This window comes from Paraburkholderia panacisoli, from assembly GCF_008369935.1.
Classification (GTDB): Bacteria; Pseudomonadota; Gammaproteobacteria; order Burkholderiales; family Burkholderiaceae; genus Paraburkholderia; species Paraburkholderia panacisoli.
The window spans coordinates 24476-42156 of record NZ_VTUZ01000064.1; the positions used below are offsets into that span (position 1 = coordinate 24476).

The 17681-nt window shown below is 56.7% G+C and carries 18 protein-coding genes and 1 pseudogene; 12 read left to right on the top strand and 7 right to left on the bottom strand.

The genetic code is table 11. The features are described from left to right. Nucleotides 1–183 precede the first annotated feature (183 nt). On the top strand, nucleotides 184–432 hold the full coding sequence (locus FVF58_RS45930) for a hypothetical protein (protein ID WP_149676191.1): 249 nt from the start codon (nucleotides 184–186) through the stop codon (nucleotides 430–432). 39 nt (nucleotides 433–471) lie between these two features. Here the strand turns inward: FVF58_RS45930 and FVF58_RS45935 are convergent, their stop codons facing one another. Beyond that, a complete protein-coding gene (locus FVF58_RS45935; protein ID WP_149676192.1) occupies nucleotides 472–1176 on the bottom strand; it encodes an IS6 family transposase in 705 nt (234 codons plus the stop codon). Nucleotides 1177–1434: 258 nt separating this feature from the next. On the opposite strand from FVF58_RS45935, the gene FVF58_RS45940 reads away from it, so the two are divergent. After that, nucleotides 1435–1818: a hypothetical protein gene (locus FVF58_RS45940; RefSeq protein ID WP_149676193.1), complete on the top strand. Its 384-nt coding sequence runs from the start codon at nucleotides 1435–1437 to the stop codon at nucleotides 1816–1818. Between the two features lie 162 nt (nucleotides 1819–1980). Here FVF58_RS45940 and FVF58_RS45945 read toward each other — a convergent pair whose 3' ends face one another. Next, complete coding sequence (locus FVF58_RS45945) at nucleotides 1981–3009, bottom strand: LysR family transcriptional regulator (protein WP_149676194.1); 1029 nt, start codon at nucleotides 3007–3009, stop codon at nucleotides 1981–1983. Nucleotides 3010–3354: 345 nt separating this feature from the next. After that, nucleotides 3355–4269: a LysR substrate-binding domain-containing protein gene (locus tag FVF58_RS45950; protein ID WP_149676195.1), complete on the bottom strand. Its 915-nt coding sequence runs from the start codon at nucleotides 4267–4269 to the stop codon at nucleotides 3355–3357. 140 nt (nucleotides 4270–4409) lie between these two features. On the opposite strand from FVF58_RS45950, the gene FVF58_RS45955 reads away from it, so the two are divergent. The 5 genes from FVF58_RS45955 (at nucleotide 4410) to FVF58_RS45975 (ending at nucleotide 9271) form a co-directional block, all read left to right on the top strand. Next, nucleotides 4410–5984 carry a CoA transferase gene (locus FVF58_RS45955; protein WP_223191229.1) on the top strand — a complete coding sequence of 525 codons (1575 nt, stop codon included), beginning with the start codon at nucleotides 4410–4412 and terminating at the stop codon, nucleotides 5982–5984. An 82-nt stretch (nucleotides 5985–6066) separates the two neighbouring features. After that, nucleotides 6067–7011: a fumarylacetoacetate hydrolase family protein gene (locus FVF58_RS45960; RefSeq protein ID WP_149676196.1), complete on the top strand. Its 945-nt coding sequence runs from the start codon at nucleotides 6067–6069 to the stop codon at nucleotides 7009–7011. A gap of 51 nt (nucleotides 7012–7062) precedes the next feature. Continuing rightward, complete coding sequence (locus FVF58_RS52055) at nucleotides 7063–7365, top strand: hypothetical protein (protein ID WP_188131163.1); 303 nt, start codon at nucleotides 7063–7065, stop codon at nucleotides 7363–7365. Between the two features lie 790 nt (nucleotides 7366–8155). Next, nucleotides 8156–8554: a DUF3331 domain-containing protein gene (locus tag FVF58_RS55070; RefSeq protein ID WP_425469028.1), complete on the top strand. Its 399-nt coding sequence runs from the start codon at nucleotides 8156–8158 to the stop codon at nucleotides 8552–8554. 522 nt (nucleotides 8555–9076) lie between these two features. Continuing rightward, nucleotides 9077–9271, top strand: a complete 195-nt coding sequence (locus tag FVF58_RS45975; protein ID WP_149676198.1) for a hypothetical protein — start codon at nucleotides 9077–9079, stop codon at nucleotides 9269–9271. 131 nt (nucleotides 9272–9402) lie between these two features. Here the strand turns inward: FVF58_RS45975 and FVF58_RS45980 are convergent, their stop codons facing one another. The 3 genes from FVF58_RS45980 to FVF58_RS45990 all read right to left on the bottom strand — a co-directional run bounded on the left by FVF58_RS45980 (nucleotide 9403) and on the right by FVF58_RS45990 (nucleotide 11612). Beyond that, a complete protein-coding gene (locus FVF58_RS45980) occupies nucleotides 9403–9699 on the bottom strand; it encodes an ArsR/SmtB family transcription factor (RefSeq protein ID WP_149676199.1) in 297 nt (98 codons plus the stop codon). Nucleotides 9700–10066: 367 nt separating this feature from the next. Then, nucleotides 10067–10531: a DUF1993 domain-containing protein gene (locus FVF58_RS45985; protein ID WP_246217521.1), complete on the bottom strand. Its 465-nt coding sequence runs from the start codon at nucleotides 10529–10531 to the stop codon at nucleotides 10067–10069. A 325-nt stretch (nucleotides 10532–10856) separates the two neighbouring features. Further along, entirely contained in the window at nucleotides 10857–11612 is a 756-nt protein-coding gene (locus FVF58_RS45990; protein ID WP_149676201.1) for an SDR family NAD(P)-dependent oxidoreductase, read from the bottom strand. 224 nt (nucleotides 11613–11836) lie between these two features. Here FVF58_RS45990 and FVF58_RS45995 point away from each other — a divergent pair, with 224 nt between their 5' ends. The 3 genes and pseudogenes from FVF58_RS45995 to FVF58_RS46005 all read left to right on the top strand — a co-directional run. After that, complete coding sequence (locus FVF58_RS45995) at nucleotides 11837–12583, top strand: SDR family NAD(P)-dependent oxidoreductase (RefSeq protein WP_149676202.1); 747 nt, start codon at nucleotides 11837–11839, stop codon at nucleotides 12581–12583. Nucleotides 12584–12832: 249 nt separating this feature from the next. Then, nucleotides 12833–13213, top strand: coding sequence for a DUF427 domain-containing protein (locus FVF58_RS46000; RefSeq protein WP_149676203.1), 381 nt, complete (start codon nucleotides 12833–12835; stop codon nucleotides 13211–13213). Between the two features lie 655 nt (nucleotides 13214–13868). Further along, a pseudogene (locus FVF58_RS46005) lies at nucleotides 13869–14993 on the top strand (IS701 family transposase); the annotation flags it as partial. 359 nt (nucleotides 14994–15352) lie between these two features. On the opposite strand, the gene FVF58_RS46010 reads toward FVF58_RS46005, so the two are convergent. Next, a complete protein-coding gene (locus FVF58_RS46010; protein WP_149676204.1) occupies nucleotides 15353–16201 on the bottom strand; it encodes an alpha/beta fold hydrolase in 849 nt (282 codons plus the stop codon). A 303-nt stretch (nucleotides 16202–16504) separates the two neighbouring features. On the opposite strand from FVF58_RS46010, the gene FVF58_RS53770 reads away from it, so the two are divergent. Both FVF58_RS53770 and FVF58_RS46015 read left to right on the top strand, forming a co-directional pair. Beyond that, nucleotides 16505–16834, top strand: coding sequence for a hypothetical protein (locus tag FVF58_RS53770; RefSeq protein WP_246217523.1), 330 nt, complete (start codon nucleotides 16505–16507; stop codon nucleotides 16832–16834). After that, on the top strand, nucleotides 16722–17600 hold the full coding sequence (locus FVF58_RS46015; protein ID WP_246217525.1) for an RNA-guided endonuclease InsQ/TnpB family protein: 879 nt from the start codon (nucleotides 16722–16724) through the stop codon (nucleotides 17598–17600). The genes FVF58_RS53770 and FVF58_RS46015 overlap by 113 nt, the downstream gene beginning before the upstream one ends. The last annotated feature ends 81 nt before the right edge of the window (nucleotides 17601–17681 follow it).

Sequence of the window (17681 nt, forward strand, 5' to 3'; positions counted from 1 at the left end):
TCTCGGCCGCCTACCGAGATTGCACCACTACCCTTTGTCTCAGGCCGTCTTCTAACTTAAGTTTTCCTTCAGCGAATGGGCGTTAAATTAGGCGTGTGGGCAAGGCTCGAGCGGAGAAGTCTTTGAACGACCTGTTTATGCAGCGGCACGTCTAGGAGCAAATCGAAGCGGAGACCTGATGTTATGGGAAAAACTGTCGGCGCCGCCATGGCGAACGCTCGCGCGGCTTACATGCTTGAACTGGCGCGTGGTCGCTCCTACGCCAGCAGCACGTTAAGCCCGGCCACGCGCAATCGTGCAATCGCCGAAATATTCGGCGAGTATTGCAAACTGTACGGCGATCGGGAACTTGCCTTATTTCGAAGTCTGCTCGTCGCTGATCTGGAGCGACGAGGCGAATGGGACGCCGCCTCGGCGGCTCTGTCGCAGTAAGGAAATTAGAAAGAAGCAGGGCAAAACGAATAGGAATGCTTATTTTGCAAGATCGTAGAACTGCTCGGCGACTGAACGATGCCGTCCATCGTCACACTTCATCTGCCCTTTCGCTATCATGTGCATGAGTTCGATGCCGCCTAAAATGATGCGGGCACAACGAAAGCTCTTGAATCCTAGCATTGGTCGTACGATGCGTTTGATCGCTCGATGGTCCTGCTCCACCACGTTGTTCAGATACTTCGATTGTCGAATTTTGATCGGCACTTCGCGATCAGCATTGATCGCATTTAGCCCTGCGAGGTTCGCACCGCTCTTGTCGATCATCACCGTCTCCGGTACGCCGTTTTCAGCGATCGCCTTTTCAAAATACCGCCGGGCCGCTGCCTTGTCTCGCTTGGCGCAGAACAGGAAATCAACTGTGTCGCCGGCCTTATCGACGGCCCGATACAAGTACTTCCATTCGCCCTTGACCTTGATGTAGGTCTCATCCATTCTCCAACTTCGACCGACCTTTTTCTTGCACGGTCCGAATGCCTTGCCGAGCGCAGGCAGCAACTTGATAGCCCACCGGTGCACCGTCGAATGATCGACCGACACTGCTCGCTCGGACATCATTTCTTCCAAATGACGCAGACTCAACGGATAGGCAACGTACCAACGTACGCATGTCAGCATTATATCCAGCGGGTAATGCAGCCGTTTTAGCGCCTTGCTCACAGTGGCGTTTGGGGTGTTGATCATTCGTTACATCGCTTGTCTCGGGACCGACCACCATAACAGATAGGCTTACTGCGACAGAACCCGTGTCTTTGCTCGAGAAGCTTTCACCCGCACTCGAGCGGGTTGACAGTCCGTACATCGAGCGTCTCGGTGAGCGTTGGGGCGAACTGCGTATAACGCCCGCGATGCCTCCGCATGGGCTCAATCGGTACGGTTAAGCGCAACGCGACGGCAGGCGGCATTTTTACGATGAACAGAAGTCAGTACAGGATTGACATCATGGAAGCGTACAACCCGGAGCGCGGGCCCGAGCCTGAATCATGGCTTGAACTTGACGAACAGGAGCGGATTCTTCTCATTGAAACCTGGCATCGCGTCGCACGTATCAAGCTTCCCAACCTCACGGCACATGCCGCGCTACATGTGATCGTCGAAAACCAGATGGCCCTGGACCTTGAGTCCGTGGTCCGGGCGATGGATCGCCTCAGGAAACAGGGCCTCACGCGACACGATGCTATCCACGCGATCGGCTCAGTTGTCGCAGAGAATCTGTTTGGCATTTTGAAGGCGGATCAGAACGACGATGCTGCTGCTTCGCAGGCGCGTTACTACGCGGCGGTGGAGCGATTGACTGCAGTGAGTTGGCGCAGAGGTGAGCAGTAATGCGGACACCACCGAAACTTCAACCCTGGTTTGATGCGCGGCAGCGTTTCAGGTTGAGCCATATTCATATCCAGATGGCTCGCGAACTGGGATTGAATCCCCGAAAATTCGTATCACTGGCTAACGACCAGCAGGAGCCGTGGAAGCGCCCCCTCGCCGAATTTATCGCGCACTGTTATAGCAAGCGCTTTGGTCGTTCGACCCCCGAACACGTGCAATCGCTGGAAGAAGTCGTGAAGCGTGCGGAACAGCGACGCAGCGAGCGGCGGGAGAGAAAAGGCAACAAAGCGGTTCCGCCAACAGGGCCTCAACGTACCGATAGCGGATCAAGCGGAAAGCTGCCTGACCTGCACGAACATGGCAGTGAATGCAAATGTTTAGTTTGCGCGTGGTCCACGGAGCATGTAGCGGAACGAGTTTGATGGCGAAGGTTTTCGCGTAGCGCTGGGCCAGTCTTCTTGGCAGTATTCCTAACCCCATGTTGGCCTCCACCATCAGGCAGACCGCGTCAAAACTGTTTACCTGCATCCGGAATTTCACAGGAAGGCCTAGCTCGCTACTGGCCTTGATCAACTGCAGATTGATGAAGCTACCTGTTTGAAGTCCGATGAGATCGTGCTCGAGCAGGTCCGCAGTTGTTAGGGACGCGGGACGGCCTAGCGTGTGTCGCTGAGGTGCGACGACGACCAGATGGTCCTCGCGGTACGGCATGATCGTCACGCCATCAGGCTGACTTCCAAGGTCAGCATAAAAACCTATATCGGCTGCGTTCTGTGCGACACCACGCAACGTAACAGTGCTGATCTGTTCCTCAAGTTGCAGTTGCACCAGCGGATACTTCTCGACAAAGGCCTGAAGGTCATGCGGAAGGAATTGCGCGATCGTCGACACGTTGGCGAAAATGCGGACCAACCCACGTGTCCCGCTCGAAAAGTCGCGCATGGAAGCGTATACGTTGTCCAGGTTGTTGATCACCCCGCGCGCAAGGTTCTGAAGCGCGGCGCCGGCGACGGTCAACTGGATACCCTTGTTGCTCCGGGCAAAAAGCTCGGTCGCGAGGATGGCTTCGAGGTCGGAGATACGTTTGCTAATTGCGGAGGCTGCAATATGCTCCCGTTCAGCCGCCGCGGCGATCGTGCCCAGCTCGGCAACCGCAAGGAAAAGCTTCAGCGATACTGGATCGACTCTCATCGAAAACCCCCGTGTTCGTCATGCGAGAATCCCGATTGAAGCATATTTACCTGGGCATTGCGAATGGGGTGGTGAGGAACGGGATTGATGAAACCGCTCTTTGCCTTGAGGTATTCGCATAGCGCTACGTGGCGCTATGGTCGCGAGAACAGAATTCCTGCGATCAGAATTCGTGTGTGATTGCTATTTCACTGAGTTAACGGCTTTACGACGGATTTCTCAAATCTCAAATCGGATTCAAACACTATCCAGTCTGGCTTGCGGATTATCGGCGCCGATTGCAGACGAGCACAGTGAAATACCTATCCCAGAGATAGACACGGACGCGCGCGTTCTCGACCGCACTCAGTCGGGGCTTTTTGAGATTTCGGCCTCGTACGCTTTCCCGACTGCATGGACGCGCGACAGGAACGTCTCAAGCAACGGATTGCTGCGCAGCCTGCTGTAACCGACGAACATCTCAATCGTCGGCGCTGGCTCACGCAGATGCCGGAAAGTCATCGTTGGTGGCAGCAGGCGCTCCACGTAACGAGGCATAAGACATACAGCCTGCTCGGAAAGTACCAACCCCACCGCCATTGTCAGATTCTCCGCTTCCGGACCTCGCCGTACTGTTACCGATGAGTGAGCGAGGTAGTTGTCGGAGAGGCGGCGCAACGTAGGCGAAGTGCGTTTGGCCATGCTAATCATGAGTTCGTCGTCGAAGCTCTTTGCATCGAGGACCGATGATGACGCCAGCCGATGATTGACTGGCATCACCGCGAGAAGAGGCTCTGTGAAAAGTGGCTCAAAGACGAGGTCACTTGGTCTGATGTCGACCCTCAGCAGGGCGACGTCGATTTCACCGGAGACCAACGCTTGCGTCAATTCCGGTGCCATTCGACTCTGAACCGCGATTTCGACAGTTTCCAGTTCGGGCCGAAACATCTCAATGACCTTGGGAAACCATTCCAGTTCGTAGCCAGAGATAAAGCCGATGGTCAGTGACTGTTTCTCTGACAGTGCTGCCTGCCGAGCGACCTGTTTCGCTGTTTCGACCTGCGACAGGATTATCCGCGCTTGTTCGAGCATGGCGTGGCCAGCCGGTGTGAGCACGCACCCACGTGAGTCACGTACGAGCAATGGGACGCCGACGTGAAGCTCGAAGTCGCCAATCTGTCGCCCAAGGGACGGCTGGGATGTGTGAAGCAAATGCGCGGCCTTCGAAAAACTCCCCTCGGTGGCAACAGCCACGAAGAATTTCAGGTGTCGTAGTTCCATTTTTGGCTATGCCTCTGAAGCATGACGATAGTCCCAACTCGTCTTTCTTGTTTCGTCCCGCCGGGCGTAGTATTTCTCTGATGCACCAAGCATTTTGCACGCAAGAAGCGATGCGAAACAAGACTATATGAGGCAACTTTATGCTCGAAAATCCGACGCCCGTCATGGCTGAATCGGCAACTGAAATTCCAGCGCAAGCCACGCACGGCTCATCCCACCATCAATCCTCTGACCTCGATGGCCGGCTCAGGCATGTGCTGGTTAACCCTATAACGGATGACCAGACGATTGACCCGCATAACGAACTCAGCTCCGTGTTGGGGTTGGCGGGGCTCGATGCGAATTCGGCCGGCGGGTCGATAGAATTTGTTGGCCGCGACCCCATCGTCTCCAGCCCGCTTGCCCTCGCAACGATGTCTTCGGTGAGTCTGATGGCCAAGGCGGTTTCCGCTGCGGACATCTGGCGCTTTCGTGGTGGGAAAGGGCAGGACCTGAAGGTAGACCTCGGGCAGGCTCTTCATCGACTCTGTCCGTTCTATGACAAGAAGTGGGAGCTCCTGAATGGATTCCCTCCTGCACATCCTGCGGACCCAGGCATGCCGTTCTGGCCGAATCGGATGTATCCCACGCGAGACGGCCGCTGGATTCAGCTTCACAACTACTACCCGCGGCTGAGAACGGCGGCGCTGGCCTTCCTGGGCTGCCACGACAGCGTGTCTGCCATCAGCGCGGTCACGCGCAAGTGGGATTCCTTCGAACTGGAGGAGGCTGCTAATCGGGCAGGGCTGCAGGCAACTGTCGTCAGGAACACTGCTGAGTTTCTCGAGCTCGAGCAGTACACATATTTGAAAAACGAGCCTCTCTTTAGCATCGACAAGATTGGTGACAGCGCTCCGGAACGATTCACCGATAACCCGACAGCGCCATTGAGTGGTGCGCGCGCGCTAGGTCTTGGTCACGTGATTGCAGGCGCTGGTATCGGTCGTGCGCTGGCTGCGCATGGTGCAGACGTGCTCAACATCTGGCGCCCCTGTGAGTATGAACTCGACATGCTCTACCTGTCGTCCAACGTCGGGATGCGCTCATCGTTGATTGAGTATGGCGGTCCGGACGGCCTGGAAAAGTTGAAGGCATTGGCTGCCGATGCTGACGTGTTCTTCGCTAATCGTCGGCCTGGCTACCTCGACAACTTCGGGCTCTCAGCTGAGGAGCTGGCTGAGCGTCGTCCAGGAATGATTCATGTCGAAGTCTCGGTCTACGGGGCAAAAGGCCCATGGGCTAACCGCATCGGCTTTGACCAGACGGCAGGTGGCGCGACGGGATTTTTTGTTCACGAAGGTTCGATGTCGAGTCCCAAACTGCCGGAAATTTTCGTGGTGAACGACTACGTGACCTCCTGGATTTCGTCCGTGGCCGTCATGGCCGCACTCAAGCGCCGGGCGATTGAAGGTGGGAGCTATCGTATTCGCGTATCTCTCACACGACTCGCGCTATGGGGTATCCAGATGGGCATCTTTGACAAGGGCTATGCCAGAGCAGTCGCGAAGACCCCGGGCCTTCACGAATATCGGTCGCCCGAGACATTCCAGGTCGATACCCCGCTCGGTCACTATCAGGGTGTAACGGACCAGGTGAGCATGTCCGGGACGCCAGAGTTTTATAACACACCGCTAGTGGCGCGGGGCTCCAGTCGAGCTGAATGGCTGGCCCGATAAGTGCAACTTCGAAGCCATCCCTGTAATTGGAGCGTGACGGAACGATGTGTTGGCGTGCTCCCCAAAAAATCTTGGAGATAACATGAAATTGGCAACGTTCGTCATTCCCGGAAAGGACGCACAGCCTGGCGTATTGACCGCAGACCTGAAATCGGTGGTGCCGCTTGGTGATGTTTACAGCGACATGCTTGCTCTAATTGATGCAGGTGAAGATGGTTTGGCAACCGCCCGGGCTCGTCTGGCTGCTGCGGTTGGTGCCGTGTCGTTGGAGCAGGTTCGATTGCTGGCACCCATCCCTGTTCCCCAGAATCTGCGTGACTTCCATAGTGATGAAAATCACATGAAGCTTGCGTTCAACCAGCGACGAAACATCATCGCGCGCATGGCCGGCGAAAGCGACCCTGCTCCTGTGGACCCGTCGACCATTGAGATTCCCGCGATTTACAGGCGGCAGCCAGTCTTCTACATGGCCAACCGCTTTAGCGTCTGTGGTCCCGAGGCGGAGATTCCTCGGCCCGCCTACACAAAATTCTTCGACTACGAGTTGGAGCTGGCCGCCGTTATTGGAAAGAAGGGCAAAAATATATCAGAGGCGCAGGCGCGCACGTACATCTTTGGCTTCACCATCCTCAACGACTTCAGCGCGCGTGACCGCCTGTTCGAAGAATTGCAAAACGAGTTCGGTCCGTCAAAGAGCAAGTCTTTCGACAACGGCACAGCTATCGGACCCTGGATTGTCACCGCAGACGAGATTGCTAACCCCTACGAGCTGCGAGCCGTCGCTCGTGTCAACGGTGTCGCGAGGCCCGAAACGAACGGGCGCTACCTGTTGAATAGTTTCGAGAAGATGATTGCCTACGTCTCGGAGTCGGAGACGCTCTACCCGGGTGAAGTTATTGGCACTGGCACATTCTCCAATGGCTCTGGGTTGGAAATCGACTCGTACCTCAATGTGGGTGACATGGTCGAGCTTGAATTTGAAGGCATCGGCGTGCTGCGCAATCACATCGTTGCGTCTTCAATCTGAAAAGGAAGCAGCTGCTGGTCGCGCCTGACCAAGACTCGAAAGGTTCTCATCATGAAGTCGACGTACGACACATCACTGGGCTTGTACATAGGCGGTGAATGGTTGACCAGTGAGGGCCGGGACACGCGCCCGGTGCTCAATCCAGCAACGGGGAATTCCCAGGCGGACCTTCCCCTGGCCACCCTCGATGACCTCGACCGCGCTCTCGAAGCGACCGAAGGTCTGAGCCGTGAAAAGGTAGACGAGATGATCCGTCCGGCTCTGGAGCATCCGATGGTCACACTGAACAATCTCCGGCCAATTCGGACGGCGGCGGACCTGCGTGCAATTCTGGAGCTCGCGTGGAGCGCATGACGCCGCGTGGATCTCGCTCCAGCAGCGATTTATCCACGGCTAGCCTGAACACCTCGGCTTTCAGGCTGGGGATGAAAGGCAGGTGAAGGCAGCGCAGCTCGAGCGTTGTGATCTGTTAATGGGAATCTCAGGTGTGCCAATACGGAAAAACATCCGTATTGGCACATGCAGCAGACTACCTGCGTGGTTCACCTCCGACTCAAAGACAGGCAGACCAGTGCGCAACAGTAGTGGGCATCCGCAGTCAATTTTCTCAGGAACTACTGCAACGAACTTTCCATATAGGTACCCGTAAGGCCTCTTTCATAAGAGTCGCCGGAATGTGGACTAAGGCACTACCGGGGAAACACGACCAGTGCGTAACTGTGCCGGCGAGATTGTTGGGAATGGGCAATTTGTGAATTCATGTCTTAGGTCTTGATCAAAAAAATTCCGATAGCTAAGTTTGACACCCTATCTACGACAAGCGTGGTGTCACTCCGCTGGCGGGTGATGAGCCAGCTGCGTCGAAGCTGCCGCCTTGCCAGACACGCGGACGCTGTTCACTAGCAGTGGACTTTGGCGGCCTCTTTGCGGTTGGCCCTATCGGAGCGCAATGCCTACGAAAATAATATTTATCGATAGGGCGCAACTATGTGGCTAGCCAATGGCGCACCAGTTACATCGCGTTTGAATTTCAAGGTCTTCATTATTTCGTGGTGGTGTCGGTATGGGCTCGGTAGAAAAAACGAGTGACGCATGGCTTCGAACTGTCCAGGCACTGGCAGCGTTTTCGAAATCCGCGGCTTACATGGAGAAGACTGGTTCCGCAAAGCCGTTTCGCGGCGGTGCTCCGTCGGACGGGACGCATGGCCAGAAAGTGCGGTCATTCAATCTCGATTCGGGGGAAGAGCGCCACCTGCCGACCGCCGTCATTAAGATAATTGGGAAGCCAACGAATAGCACGATTGTCGTTCACTGGACTGATCCGGGAAAGTGCCTTTACGGCTATCAGTTATGGCATCGGGCACGTGCCAGGCGGAATGGATACTGCGCTTTGAGCGGCGAGCCCGTACGAAAACATGACGAAGTCTACCGCCCTTGGTGGAGTAGGTCTGAACCACAAAACTCGCGGGAGGTAATCCTGGAAGCTGCCGTGTACCGAATGTCGGGCAATTCCAACGGGGCAAGGGGAACCGCCGTTCGCTGATGGCGGTTGTTGAATCACCGGTGTCTTAAGGCGAAGGCTGGGATGGCGCAAACTACTTGCAGGGAAAGAGCGTCGATGATGCGACGAATCTGTCTTCCTTCAAGATGCTGCGTCCGCCGTCGACGGAGAAACGCTTGGTCCTTTTCGTAAGATCCGTTGAGGAACCAGACGTTCACTCGTGTACTACGATCTGGTTCGAGAATTGACGAGATCTACAAAGACACGACTGCCATCTGGTTAAAAAAGGGCGCGGCCGAGGCTGTGCCACACGGTAAGAAGGGGACAGGGGAATACTGCCCTTCAATCGAAAAACGGACGTCTATAACGCTGGTTCCATCCGAGCGCGTATGGAGCCAAGGCACTGTCAGCGTTCGGAACAGAACCCCCTGCGTAGCCTATTTTCAGGCTGCGATACAGCGGCTACGCTGAAATCACTGCTCGATCCAAATGAATAATCGCAGCGTGACTGAAGGACTGTCATGACCTCGTCGCATCGAGGGCAGCTTTCGTGAAATTACGGTTGTGGGCAGCGACGTACTTGGTTTTGATAGCAGGACGTTTGCCTGGAACGCAGGCGAGGCGTTCGCTGAATTAGATGAATTTGCATACATTGCACTTTCCACCAACGCCCGGGTGCGCGCGAAGAATGCGCGGCTTCTTCTTGGCTGGGAACCGAAGGGACCGCCGCTGCGCGATGCGCTACTGAACGACCAATAGAAGCCCGGCTTGTGCAGTCGGCACTCCGGGGTTGGGCGGTCGGAGCACTGATTCTTGCCGGCAATGTAATTTCTTGAGAATCTACCGCTCAGTCCCACCACACGATCGGAAGTGCTGGTGCGACGCGAAAACTAAAGGTGTTGTGTTAATTCATTGAGGAAGGTATTGACGACATCCTCATTTCGCTTGAAAAAAATCCATTGCCCGACCCGAAGCGATGTCACCAGTCCGGCGTCGTGAAGAATCGCAAGGTGTGTCGAAACGGTCGATTTTGACACGGCGCACCGCTCGTGAATCTGACCTGCGGAGACCCCGTGCGAGAATGGCACGTATTTCTCGTCAAAGTTGGTTGACGGGGCTTTGAGCCAGGCGAGGATGTCGCGGCGTAACGGGCTTGCTAGGGCTTTGTAAATCTTGTTGATATCCATTGCTGAGGAAGTCGAGTTGCCTCTAAGGAAAAATTTGCAGCGAAGAGAAAGAGTCCGCGCGCCAGTATCGTTGGTCGATCTGGGCCTCACGCGATGAATTTCCAGCGGCTTCGTCTACCGTTTCTACATGACTGGATACGGCTTCAAATAATTTCATCGAGCCCCTCAGAGGCACCAGCGGACAGCCGGATCAATGGTCTGCGTCCCGCCGTAAGTCACCCGATGGCAGCCAACCTGACCTGTAACGAGACTGTGACAAGTCTTCAGTCAGCCTGCCGGATCAATGTCGGGACGCGCTGGTCGGTGGCCTGTTGGTTGGGCTGGACTTTCGGTCCCGCGCAGAGGCTTTCTGAGTTTAATTGACGAGTTATGCTTCGACGCGGGTCAACGCGCCAATGTAATCTACCTTTCCAATTTTTAGACCGTTGTGACGGAGAATGTTGTGCATCGTGGTGACGTGGAAGAAGAAGCTTGGTAGCAGGAAAGTAAGCGCGTACGTGTCGCGTCGCAGCACGTTGTCCACGCCGCCAAAGCGCATCTCGACATGCAGGTCTTCACTATCTTTGATCTCGTCAGGCTTGACTGCTTCGAGAAGCGAGATAGTTTTTTTGATGCGGTCCTGCAGATCCGCGAACGTGGTCTCATTGTCCGGGAAGCTGGGCATTTCCCTGCCTGTCAGGCGTTCGATGGCGCCCTTGGCGTTGTCGCTTGCGCGTTGCACCTGGCCCGCGAGAGGAAGCATATCGGGAGCGAGGCGTGCCTCGACAAGGACGGTCGGGTTGATGTTATTTTCCGCGGCGAACGCAGAAGCCTGTTCAAAATATTGCGACATGATTCCTAAACCGCGAATCATGACTGGAATTGACACATCGTACAGAGAGAACACCATTCTATGCCTTGATATGGGGCCACGCTGAAGTCGCATGTGCCTTCAATGCGGCCGGGACGCCGCAAGCTGGTCATTACAGACTTCAGCGTGGTCAGTAGAGGGCCCATCGTTCGCTGCTTAGCCAGCGAACGTCAAACCGGGCCCGATAGCAATTGCTATCTGAACAAGGAGGTTTGTTGTTGCGTGCGTCTCGCGCCAAACGCTGGATGTTTCTGCTACTCGTTCAGGAGCCGTTTAAGCTGGGAACCTTGATGTGCCCCAGTTCCGGTCAGGACGCGGTGTGTCCGCCATCTACGTTGAGGCTGTGACCTGTAATAAACCTGGCTTCGTCCGAGGCGATGAACACGATGCCATCGGCGACTTCCTCCGACAAGCCAAGGCGGTCAAGCGGGACTTGCTTCACAAGGCCCGCCTTGTTCTCGGCTGTGCCCGTGAAGCGAGTCAACATCCCGGTGTCCGTAGGGCCCGGAGAGACGCAGTTCACACGAATGCCTGAGCTTGCGACTTCAAGCGCGACAGACTTGGTGATCCCTTCCACGGCGTGTTTGGCAGCAACATAGATGGAAGCGAACGCTGCGCCGCGGTGACCATAGGTCGACGAGATGTTGATGATGTTGCCCTTGGTCTTGCCACTATTGGCCTGCATAGCAAGGATCTCGTGCTTCATGCTGAGTACCACACCGACGACGTTCGTGTCGAACGTCGCCGCTACAGTTTCCGCAGTCTGGACAGTGATCGGCCCGACTTGCCCTTCGGTTGCGGCATTGTTCACCGCAACATCCAGCTTGCCAAACCGTGAAACCGTCTGTGCCACCAGATTCTTTACTTCTTCTTCGTTCCGGACGTCCGCGCGGATGTACGCAGCTTCGGTTCCGAGTTCCTGCAGTTCACGCGCAAGCGCTTCGCCTACCTCGTCGCGTCGACCCGACACAACCACCCGCGCTCCTTTCTTCGCGAAGGCGAATGCGGCCGCGCGGCCGATACCTGTCAGGGCTCCAGTGATAAGAACGACTTGATTTTTCATTTGATTCCTCAGATTTGATCAGGTTACGCATACGTGCGCACATCTTCGAACAGGACGGACCACGATATGTACGGCCATATTAAACAGTTGAGCCGGAGTGTCAAGTAAGCCAGACCTGGATGGATGGCCATTCTCAGGTAGTACCAATTGACTTAACGAATACGTATGTACATACTAGTAGACCCTGCGCCGTTGCGGCGCCAGCCTTCTTTAAGGAAATTGACATGAGCAAGCAAGTTGTTCTGATAACGGGTGCTTTGGCGGGAATAGGCCGCGCCACGGCCATCGCATTTGCGAAAGCTGGCGCAGATGTTGTCATTTCAGGTCGTCGGGAAGAAGCCGGAGTTGCATTGGTTGAAGAGTTGCGCGCTCTTGGTGCAGCGGCTGAATTCGTCCGCGCCGATGTTCGCCATGAGGATGACGTTTGTACGTTGATCGACAGGACGGTAGAGCGATTTGGCAAGCTGGACATTGCCGTTAACAACGCCGGGACGGAAGGCACTCCCGGGCCGGTGACTGAGCAGACGCCGGAAAGCTATGCGGCGGCATTTGACACCAATGTACTTGGCACGCTTTTGGCCATGAAGCATGAACTGCGAGTTATGCAGGCGCAGGGGAGTGGCAGCATTGTGAACATTTCGTCCACGATGGGAAGCCGCGGCGCCGCGGGAGCCTCGATATACACGGCGAGCAAGCATGCGGTTGAAGGGTTGACGAAGTCAGGCGCCCTTGAAGGCGCTGTCTACGGTGTGCGCGTGAACGCGGTCGCACCGGGACCAGTGGAAACGGAGTTGCTGAACCGGTTTGTCGGGAGCGCGGAGCGAAAGGCTGGAATGATCGCGGGAATTCCCCTTAAGCGAGTGGGTCGTCCCGACGAAATCGCGGACGCCGTTCTCTTTCTTGCTTCTGACAAGGCCTCGTTTCTTACCGGCCAGATCGTCGCAGTGAATGGCGGGAAGACCGCTTCATGATTGCTCCGTCCGCCCCGGTATATGTCGGGGGAAAGCTTAGGTGCAGTCGCTGCTCGGTGGACGCGGTATAAAGCTTTCGGGCATAGCTAGGCTGTCCCTGTTGAATTGGGGCCGGCGCGTAGCCAATCTTTTTTTCGACTGTTCGAGCCGGACGACTGATGCGGCGGACGTTGCGCGGCTTTGGCCGCCGCAATATTCGTCCGGCAGAAAATTGGAACTCCGTCCATCCGGGGTGAAAGGTGCGGGGGTATGTTGAAACCTGGTCTCGCCATCGTAGTTAAACCCAACTTGTCGCGCGTTGTCGTTTGGGTGGGAGGGCGACCTGTCGCAGATACGCGTCGCGCACTCACTGTGCGAATCGGCACCGGGTCTGCAGCCGACTATGTGCCATTCGAAGACGTCCAGATGTCGTTACTGAAGCGTCGCCAATTCGACGCGCGCCAGATGGGCGCGGGACACAAAGTCTACTTCGATATCCTCTTTGGGTCGACTCGCATTGAGTCCGCAGCGTGGACCTTCGACGAACAGCTTGAGGGGACCGATGTTGTCCGGGAGTACGTCGCTTTCGATGCCAGCAAGGTTGACGCGATTGAACAGCAACCGCGACATGGCATGCTGCAGCCGTGGTGATAGTGGCTGCCTGAATCAGTCTGACTCCGCTTGGCAGATGGAGGCGGACATTCCGCGAAGTGGCTATCGTCCTGTTGGATACGCGCCTGGACTGTGCTGCAATCTCACCTTCCTCCGACCTGAATTCAACTGAATTTCCTTGGTCTCGCTATCGGGTTGATCCGTCATCGAAACGGAAATTGTCTCTCGTCGGGATTAACGTATCATCCCGGCTGGTTGCTTTGAAGGCGAGAGTCCTTCCGAACATTTCGGACTATTTGTCGCATACTTTTTTCGTATGCCGCATCGGGCCCGCTGCAACTAAAAATCGCGTCACTTGCGCTCTGTCAGAGACCGATTTGAAGCGGCTGTTCGGAAGGAAGTCACTGCTGCCGTTGATAGCGTCGCTTGATCCGTTGGGTAACTACACGTCGATCTTACGTGACCTTCGTGCGAAGAAGTCCACTAGGTGGCGAGCCTCCCTCTCAAAAACCTTTTCAGGTTGCAATCGCGCTTGGCGCCGTCGGTGCGAAAAATTTAAAGTGGCAGCCGCCGAACAACGCTTACGCGTGCTGGTTTGGACGTGGCTGCCGAGCACACGTGAACTCGACTTAGCACTACAGTCGTAGTTATTTTTTCCTATACTAAGTTAGCACTACTACGTTATATAGACGCTATGAATGAAATCGCTAAAGCGTGGGAACATGAACTAGACGTATTGCATGAGGGACTCGCCGGCCTGTTCAGACGCGCTGAACCTAGGCAGCGTTCACTGGCGTATCTGAAGGGTCTGCTAGGCACAGCCGAACGCAAGAACGGCTGGCAACTCGCGGAATGGATGGGCGAAGCCACGCCCGACGGCGTGCAGCACCTTCTCGAGCGAGCGCAGTGGGATGCCGACGCGGCCCGCGACATCCTGCGCGAGTACGTCGTTGAGCAAATCGGCGAGAGTGACGCCGTCCTTATCGTGGATGAAACGGGCTTCCTCAAGAAGGGCGAGCACTCTGCTGGTGTGCAGCGCCAGTACAGCGGCACGGCAGGCCGCATCGAGAACAGCCAGATCGGGGTGTTCCTGTGCTACGCAGGTAACGGGAGCAGCGCATTTATCGACCGGGAACTCTACATGCCGCAGGGCTGGATCGATGATCGCAGTCGCTGCCAGGCGGCGGGGGTGCCCGGTACGGTGGAATTCGCAACGAAGCCCCAACTCGCGCGGCAGATGCTTGAGCGGGCGCTGGATTGGGGCGTTCCCTGCGGCTGGGTCACCGGCGATGAGGTGTACGGTGGTGACCGTCCCTTGCGGCTGTGGCTCGAGTCGCGCGCACAACCATTCGTGCTGGCGGTCAAGAAGAACGAACCGCTGTGGTGGCAAGGCCCGACTTCTGTGCGCGCCGAGAGGATTGCACAAGCCTTGTCACCCCAGGCATGGCGCCGCCTCTCGGCTGGCCTCGGCGCAAAAGGCGAGCGCCTGTATGACTGGGCACTCACGCCGCTATGGCGCTTGCAAATCAGCGCCGGGGAGCGTCGCTATGGACATTACCTGCTGGTGCGGCGCAGCCTCGACGAGAAGCGCGAGCACGCGTATTACGTCGTCTATGCACCCCGCAGCAAGGCTAGCCGCCAGACCCTGGTAAACGTCGCCGGCAGGCGGTGGGAAATTGAGGTGGGATTTGAGGCCGCCAAAGGTGAATGCGGCCTGGATCAATATGAGGTTCGTCGCTGGCAGGGCTGGTATCGTCACATTACGCTGGCCTTGTTGGCGCACGCGGTGCTCGCTGCCCTGAGGGCACAGGGCAAAAAAACACCTGAAGGTTCGCTACCGTTCAGCGTTCAGGAGATCCGCAGGCTGCTGTGTCGCCTGATATGGCGAACACTGCACTCCATCGAGCATGTGATGTCGTGGTCGATGTGGCGGCGCCGACGTCAGTATCGCGCCCAGCAATGTCATTACCGACGGCGTACGCGTTCGTTAGAAGCCGACCTGACGGTCGCGATGGAAACAGTCGAATCGAACAGCCTTTCCAGCCGCATTGGCGTGGGGTGACGTTCGCATCACTCCCACGCTTCCGAACATTGTGCCGCATGATCTGTTTTTACCCTGTTTAAGGTCAAGACAGGCTCATCGTCGAAGAACGCTGCGTTCTGCCGTACGCCCTGGAACTACTTGGCATCGAGGAAGAGCTTGGTGTGCTGGACAAACAGCTCGGGGTACTGGTGATGGGCGCCGTGATTAGCATCCGGATAGAGGATGAGCTGCACATTGGGGGCGTGTTGCTGCAGCAGGTAGGAGTTAATGGTGGGGATGATGATGTCGTTGCTGCCGTTGACGACCAAGGTCGGCTGGTGCAGACCCTTCAGATGGGCGTAAGTCTCGTCCTTCTCCGCACCGTAGGCGGCAATAGCGGTTGCCTGAGCCTGGACCGTCTCCATCGATACTTCCTCGTCACGGTCCTTGCGGGCCATCATGCGTGTCAGATAGGCGCGGCCGGCGGCCTGACTGGCGGCGGACGGAGTGAACAGGATCGGCAGCCACATCTCTTCCTGGTGTTCGTACTTCTTGAAGAAGAGGGCCTCCGTTTCCGGTGGCATCTCGCCGATGCCCACACCGCCGCGCGGTCCGGTGCCGACCAGAACGAGCCGGCGTACGAGCTGGGGCCGGTCGAAAGCCACCTGTTGAGCGATCAGGCCGCCCATCGAGTGGGCCAGCAGGTCGACCGTCACGAAGCCAAGGGCGTCGATGAATGCCTCGGCGTCGAGTGCGACCTGCCGAATAGTAATAGGCGTGGTACCGCTGGAGGAGGCGACGCCGGTGTTGTTGAACAGGATGACCTCGCGGTCGGCAGCGAACGCGTCGGTCAGCGCTGGGTCGTGATCATCGAGGTTGCCCATGAAATGCTGGAAGAAGACCAGTGGGACGCCGCTCTTGGCGCCGAAGCGACGGTAGGCGAAGCGGATGCCGCCCGCCTCGATGAATTCGGTCGGAACTGTGTTGTGCGTATGGGCAGCCATTGAGTTTCCCTCCTGAGGACAGATTGCACGGTTGTAACTTCTCTAACGACTTGACCAGTATGGTCTATCAAGTCCCCCTTTTCCACGACGGTAGGCTTCGATGGTGCGCATAGCAAAGACTTCGCAAGCATGGCCCCCAACCTGAAAGGCATGGCTTGTAAGAGACGTTATCCGTGGCATTGCCTGAAGACCTCGGCCTTCAGGCCGGGGATGAAAGGCGGGTTAGACAGCGCAGCGCGGATGTCGTGATTATCTAAAGGGAATTCGAGGTGTGCCTATACGGAGAAACAACCGTATCGGCGCATGCAGCAGACTACCCGCGTTCTCCACCTCCGGCTCAAAGACAGGCACGCCCGTGCGCTGCTGGAGCAGGCACGCGCGGTGAACTTTCTCTGGAACTACTGCAACGAGCTGTCGGTCAGGGTGTGGGAGCGGGAGCGGCGGTTCCTCTCGGGATACGACTTCCATCCGTTCACGAAGGGCGCCGGCAAGGGCAGGGCTTGGCCTTCATTCGGGCACGATCCAGGCGGTCGCCGAAGAATACGCCACACGCAGAAAGCAGGCCTGGATGGTGAAGCTGCGCTGGCGGGCGTCGCGCGATTCGCGCCGCTCGCTGGGCTGGATTCCGTTTAAATGGAACGCGATCCGCTACCGCAACGGACAGCTATTCATCGGTCAGATGGTCCTGTCGCTGTGGGACAGCTACGGTCTTGCGGACTATGAACTGGGCACCGGCAACATCAGTGAAGACTCGCGCGGCCGGTGGTATATCAACATCAGCGTGAAGCTCAGCCCGCAGCACGGCCCACACCGCAGCGGTGCAGCAAAGTCCGTCGGCATTGATCTCGGGTTGAAGGACTTCGCATCCCTGAGCGATGGACACGTAGTGGGTTCCGGGCGGCACTATCGTAAGCTCGAGGGTGAGCTTGCGAAGGCGCAGCGCGCGAAGAATAAAGCACGCGTGCGTGCGCTTCATACAAAGATAAAGAATTCACGGAAAGACCAGCTGCACAAGCTTTCCACGGCGCTCGTAGAGGAATACGGCGCCATCTTCATTGGCAACGTGAACGCTTCGGCGCTGGCAAAGACACGGATGGCGAAATCCGTGCTCGACGCAGGCTGGAGCGCGTTCCGGACCATGCTGCAGTACAAGTGCGATTACGCCGGCGTGTGGTTTGATGAGGTCGATGAAGCGTATTCAACCGTAATCTGTAGCTGCTGTAAAAGGCGCACAGGCCCGAAGGGCCTGGAAGGTTTGCGAATAAGGGAGTGGGCCTGTCTGGAGTGCGGCGCGTATCACCACCGCGACATCAACTCGGCCGACAAGATTCTCGCGGCGGGACGTCGCCGTCTGGCAGTAGATCCTATGAGCAGGGGTCGTCGACGAACTGATACGTAAAATCAGAGTGTCGAGTGCTGTTCAAAGGAGAACATCATGCGCACGGATCAGACGTTCATGACGGGTGGTGAGGAAGTGGTG

Bases quoted from the DNA above. Each gene is read 5' to 3' on its own strand.
- FVF58_RS45930 (WP_149676191.1), top strand. From the start codon at position 184: ATGGGAAAAACTGTCGGCGCCGCCATGGCGAACGCTCGCGCGGCTTAC.
- FVF58_RS45935 (WP_149676192.1), bottom strand. From the start codon at position 1,176: ATGATCAACACCCCAAACGCCACTGTGAGCAAGGCGCTAAAACGGCTG.
- FVF58_RS45940 (WP_149676193.1), top strand. From the start codon at position 1,435: ATGGAAGCGTACAACCCGGAGCGCGGGCCCGAGCCTGAATCATGGCTT.
- FVF58_RS45945 (WP_149676194.1), bottom strand. From the start codon at position 3,009: ATGAGAGTCGATCCAGTATCGCTGAAGCTTTTCCTTGCGGTTGCCGAG.
- FVF58_RS45950 (WP_149676195.1), bottom strand. From the start codon at position 4,269: ATGGAACTACGACACCTGAAATTCTTCGTGGCTGTTGCCACCGAGGGG.
- FVF58_RS45955 (WP_223191229.1), top strand. From the start codon at position 4,410: ATGCTCGAAAATCCGACGCCCGTCATGGCTGAATCGGCAACTGAAATT.
- FVF58_RS45960 (WP_149676196.1), top strand. From the start codon at position 6,067: ATGAAATTGGCAACGTTCGTCATTCCCGGAAAGGACGCACAGCCTGGC.
- FVF58_RS52055 (WP_188131163.1), top strand. From the start codon at position 7,063: ATGAAGTCGACGTACGACACATCACTGGGCTTGTACATAGGCGGTGAA.
- FVF58_RS55070 (WP_425469028.1), top strand. From the start codon at position 8,156: ATGGAGAAGACTGGTTCCGCAAAGCCGTTTCGCGGCGGTGCTCCGTCG.
- FVF58_RS45980 (WP_149676199.1), bottom strand. From the start codon at position 9,699: ATGGATATCAACAAGATTTACAAAGCCCTAGCAAGCCCGTTACGCCGC.
- FVF58_RS45985 (WP_246217521.1), bottom strand. From the start codon at position 10,531: ATGTCGCAATATTTTGAACAGGCTTCTGCGTTCGCCGCGGAAAATAAC.
- FVF58_RS45990 (WP_149676201.1), bottom strand. From the start codon at position 11,612: ATGAAAAATCAAGTCGTTCTTATCACTGGAGCCCTGACAGGTATCGGC.
- FVF58_RS45995 (WP_149676202.1), top strand. From the start codon at position 11,837: ATGAGCAAGCAAGTTGTTCTGATAACGGGTGCTTTGGCGGGAATAGGC.
- FVF58_RS46000 (WP_149676203.1), top strand. From the start codon at position 12,833: ATGTTGAAACCTGGTCTCGCCATCGTAGTTAAACCCAACTTGTCGCGC.
- FVF58_RS46010 (WP_149676204.1), bottom strand. From the start codon at position 16,201: ATGGCTGCCCATACGCACAACACAGTTCCGACCGAATTCATCGAGGCG.
- FVF58_RS53770 (WP_246217523.1), top strand. From the start codon at position 16,505: ATGCAGCAGACTACCCGCGTTCTCCACCTCCGGCTCAAAGACAGGCAC.